We start from the raw sequence: 4,888 nt of genomic DNA on the forward strand, positions 1-4,888 counted from the left end.
TTTTAACCAGAGGTAATTATCAATTATCCATTATCAATTATCAATTAATGAATCAGATCCAATTTTTCAGTTTCACTAGATAGCAAATTAATATTGTTGGTATAGCTAACCAGATCGGGATGCTTTGACAGAACAACATTAAGATAACCCGTGAATTTTACATCATCAAAATGCAGTCTATTTTGCAGGTCTGTAAATACTTTTTCTATAGGTTCTAAGCACAAATTATTCAAATCTTTTTGGATGTTTATCTGTGGTTCGTCTCCCTTATACTTTTTCAAAATTGCACCGAAAGAAAAATTCTTTATTAGAGTATTCATTAGTTCTTCTGGTGTATCACCAAGACGACGCAAACCATAAGGCCAAAATTTGACAATTAAATGATCGACTGACTGCAAAAATACTGAAGAGCCATGACAAAACTGTAGTTCAGAACCTTGAATATCCAACTTCATAACAATTGGCTTTTTAAGCTTTTGTATATTTTTCGCAGAAAATATGTTATCCAATGGTTCTGCTTGCACTCTAATAACTTTTCGCGAATTTTCTCCCTTAACTGCTGAGACTAGAAAATCAGTATTTTCTATTCTAACTCTATGATCTCCTGTATTATTTGGTGATAGTTCAAAATCTACTTGAGTTTGATGAGAAAAAAGGGCTACTGGGTAACTTTGTACAGATAATGGTACTTGATGACGAATTATATTTTTGAGTAGAAACTGATAATTTTCTGGTTCTGGCTCAAAGGCATAGCAATTGACTTTGCCACGACGTTCGGCTAGAGGAATAACTGTTAAACCAATATTTGCACCAATATCTAAATAAGTGCCATCATCTTCTGGCGAAAAAAGTTTCTTGATTAACAAATACTGAATTTCAGGAGCCCAAACGCGAAATTGACTATAATGAGAAAATATAGCTTTATCCTTTGTGTTTCCTTCAAATACACCATATTTTCCGTTACTACTAGCAACATAGGGATTGAGTTTTGGCACAGAAGGTCTGATTTCTGCTGTCATCTTTATCCCCATAACAACAGCCATCGCAGTCAGACCACCGCCTGCGATTGGACCCATGATGGGCAAAACTTTATGCGGCAAGTTGTCAACCAAATTATTGCAACCGAATTTTTCCAACTCAGGACATTTTCCTTGACTATCAGCCACATAATAGTCATCGAATAAAATTACCGGACAATTTTTTAATCCCTCATAATCATTGCGGATTGTTTCTATGGAATGACCTCCATCAATAAAAGCAAAATCAGCTACTCTAAGCTGTTTTAAAGTTTCGCGGGTATTACCCTTAACTAGCTCAAAAGTAAAACCGGGATTAGTATTTTGGAATTCCTTTAAACGAGCAGATACTTCAGTTACGGTGTTATGGCGTTTAACATTTAATTCAACTGCATCGGTTTCTTTAGTTGCATCTTCAAATAAATCGAAGCCGATATAATGAACTTTTTTGCGGTGCTTCAGAGCGGTTTTCACCATTTCTAAGGCACGAACGCCTTTCCAAGTTCCCACTTCGATAATTGATGTGGGTTTGAATAAATTAATAGAGTTAATGACTTGAGTGTATCTATCAAGCTTGGCTAACTTTTTCGAGGATTTAAAAGTTTCCAAATTGCTTGCTTTATTTGAAATTTCCCCTATTTTTAAAGCCATTGCTGTTAAACCTCCACCTGCAATATTACCAGTCATTGGTAAAATGTAATGAGGCAAATTCTTAACAATTTCGTTGCAACCAAATTTTGTTAAATCAGGGCATCTTCCTTTCGAGTCAGATACATAGTAATCATCAAATAAAATTACCGGACAATCTTTGAGTCCTTCATAATCATTTCGGATTGTATCTACAGAGTGACCTCCATCTATGAAAGCAAAATCTGCTATTCTTGGCTGCTTGAGAGTTTCTCTAGTGTTACCCTTAACTAGCTCAAAAGTAAAACCGGGATTATTGTTTTGGAATTCTTTTAAACGAGCAGATATTTCAGCTACAGTGTTATGCCGTTTGACATTTAATTCAACTGCATCGGTTTCCTTGGTTGCATCTTCAAATAGATCGAAGCCAATATAATGAACTTTTTCTTGATACTTTAATGCTGCTTTCACCATTTCTAAAGCACGATCGCCACTCCAAGTTCCTACCTCAATTATTGAGCCTGGTTTAAACAAATTAATACAGTCAATTACCTGAGTGTACCTGTTCAAGCTAGGATTTTCTAAAGGTTTCCAATAAATTTTAGTTACTGACTCTTGAGATGATTGCAAATTCTGTTTCTCCTTGCTAGTGTCTGATTTAATGGTTGATTTTTGAGTGGAATTCCAATATTCTACGCTAGATTTGCCAACAATATCTTTTGGCAAAGACTTACCTTTTTGTTTACGAACCGGTCCTTTTAAGTGGTCGAAATAGTCTCCTAGTATAGAATTCACAAAGGCATGACTATGCTGAATATGTTGTGATAAATTATTAGATTTAATTTTACCTTCTTTCTCTAACTTCTCTCGTACTGAGTCGTAAGACGTGCAATCATGCCATTGGGGTAGTTTAAACAAATCACCAAACATATAAAGTTGGTGCCAAGCTGTCATAAATTCTTTGTGTGTAGGATGTTTGAGGTTGTAACCGACAAAGCCACATTCTGAATACAGACCAATATGCTTTCTACCTAAATATGAAGTGTAATATTCTGGAAGCAAAAGATTTTGCACAAAAGACATCGGTACATCTTGGAAAGCTACACTATCAGCATCAAACCAATAAACAATATCAGCATCCGTGTTCTGGGTACAGTGGAAGACACAGAAAGATTTATGAGCGAAACGTCTAGCATCATGTTGTAAGTTATACCCCTTAGCAGTCTGACCACACTTTAATGGATCTTTGTCACACTCCTTTTTAAACCAAACTAAGTCTGGCGATAGTTTCTCCAAATTCCTGTAATAGATTCTTTGGCTCTGAAAATCGGGAACTTCTCCTTCATAGTAAGCATAAATATCAACTTCACGAGGCAAGTGGCGATCATAGGTTTCTAGCATTCGTCGGGCATACTGTTCGTATCCACGAGAGCTAAATGTTGTCATAATAGCATACTTTAAAGAATGATTAGCTGCATGATTAATTTGAGACATATCAGTTTTTTTACCTCCTCCATCGAAATTTGTAGTTTCTAGGTAAACTTCATTATTTTTATCTGTTGAAGTCAAAATTTCCTCTAATTTATTTTGAAAAATTGGTGATCCTGGGCTAATTTTAAATAGTTAACTGCTTCATTTAATTTATCTTTTTCTTCTAAAATTTAAGCTAATTTGTAATCATACCAAGAGAAGTTAGAATTCTTTTCAATAGCATCTTTATAAAGAGCGATCGCTTCATCCAAACTCCCTGTTCGCTTCAACCTATTAGCCTGCTTCAGCAACTGACTCACACTCCTATTTTCGTTATCCATAAGAACCCAATCATAAATCTACTCAGACAAATTATTCTGACCCCAGTTCCACAGAAATACTTTTCAACCAAGAACGCGATCTCCCTAAATTCCCCCTAATTTCCTCTAGCAACGAGAGCAATTTTTTCCCTCCGACCCCTAACCGTTTCCAACCAACCACAAAACTCATCCTCGAGCTTTTGCAAATCAAAAAGAAACTCTGGGTTAATTCTCACCCTGTATTTTTCCAAAACTCTAGATAAATCCCCTGGTAAAATCAAAGTAAAAATTGACGTTCTGGAAAACCATAGCAGGTAAACCAACTGCCAAAAAATTATCGTCCACCTCTTGTTTAAGCTCCTCAATGGCCATAATCTTTAATCTCTAAATATACCAACACCTCAACACCTAGCCCCAAAGATTACCACAACAGATGCACCAAAAACAACTTGTTCCCAAAGCAGAATAATTAGTAATACTAGAGATTGCCACAGATAATACTAATACTTTACGCTTGTCCCTGGCATATCTAGGTGAAATGTCAACTAAAACCACAAACCAAAAATTTATGGCCACAACTAATTCTCTCAAAATCCCTAACCAATTATTACGGGCAGATAAATTAGACGATGCCCTAAAAGAGTATGAGAGACTCATAGAGTTAAGGCCCAATTTTGCCTGGAATTATTACTACTTGGGTCAGTTGTTGGCCAAACAAAGTAAATGGCGGGATGCAGTTACCCAATATCGAGAAGCAATTAAGCTCAATCCTAACTCGGCCAACTTCCACAACAGTTTAGGGGAGGCTTTAATAGAGCAAGGTGAATTCGATGATGCCATTCATTCCTCCCAAAAGGCTATTTCTTTAGAACCAAATGTGACAATTTATCATCAAACTTTAGCTTTAGCTTATGAAGCTAAATCAGATTTGTTAGAGGCATTCAAGAGTTGGCAAAAAGTTCTTTCTATTAATCCCAATCACTTGAGAGCAACTCAAAAAATCTGTTGGTTACAAACAGATGTAGCCCCAGATTACATTAGTACAGGAGATAAATTAAGTAAGGAAGAAAAAATCAAGGAAGCCGTTGATTATTACCAACAAGGATTAATTCTTAACCATCAACAGCCAATGTCGGTTTATCGTAGTTGTGGCAATAATTTAATTACTTTAGGTAGGTTTGAGGAAGCCGAAACAGTTTTTCAGCAATTAAAAGAAAGGTTTCCAGAACAACCAGATGGTTACGAACGTTGTGCCAAATTAACTCACTTTTGGCCAGATTGGGAGTTAGCTTTGAAGAGATGGAATGAGGCAGTTGCTAAGTTTCCCGACAACATCGGTTTCCAAATTCAGAAAGGGAATGTCTTGATAAATTTATCTCGGTTTGATGAGGCGGATGCAGTGTTTCAAGGAATCAAAGAAAAGTATCCAGAGCAACCTCATGGTTACGAACGTGC

The 4,888-nt window shown here is 36.2% G+C and carries 4 protein-coding genes; 1 reads left to right on the top strand and 3 read right to left on the bottom strand.

Annotation, left to right across the window (positions count from 1 at the left end; genetic code table 11):
- Window positions 1-44: 44 nt before the first annotated feature.
- The 3 genes from ACP6PL_RS06610 to ACP6PL_RS06620 all read right to left on the bottom strand — a co-directional run bounded on the left by ACP6PL_RS06610 (window position 45) and on the right by ACP6PL_RS06620 (window position 4,009).
- On the bottom strand, window positions 45-3,212 hold the full coding sequence (locus ACP6PL_RS06610) for a class I SAM-dependent methyltransferase (RefSeq protein ID WP_426543795.1): 3,168 nt from the start codon (window positions 3,210-3,212) through the stop codon (window positions 45-47).
- 92 nt (window positions 3,213-3,304) lie between these two features.
- Window positions 3,305-3,454 (bottom strand): hypothetical protein, encoded by a 150-nt coding sequence (locus ACP6PL_RS06615; protein WP_426543797.1) that lies wholly within the window; start codon window positions 3,452-3,454, stop codon window positions 3,305-3,307.
- A 387-nt stretch (window positions 3,455-3,841) separates the two neighbouring features.
- On the bottom strand, window positions 3,842-4,009 hold the full coding sequence (locus ACP6PL_RS06620; RefSeq protein ID WP_426543799.1) for a hypothetical protein: 168 nt from the start codon (window positions 4,007-4,009) through the stop codon (window positions 3,842-3,844).
- Here ACP6PL_RS06620 and ACP6PL_RS06625 point away from each other — a divergent pair.
- A partial coding sequence (locus tag ACP6PL_RS06625; RefSeq protein ID WP_426543801.1) for a tetratricopeptide repeat protein occupies window positions 4,002-4,888 on the top strand: 887 nt, incomplete at its 3' end. The genes ACP6PL_RS06620 and ACP6PL_RS06625 overlap by 8 nt on opposite strands.

Origin of the sequence: Dapis purpurea BLCC-M126, assembly GCF_050015975.1 — a bacterium.
In the GTDB taxonomy this organism is placed as follows: domain Bacteria; phylum Cyanobacteriota; class Cyanobacteriia; order Cyanobacteriales; family Microcoleaceae; genus Trichodesmium.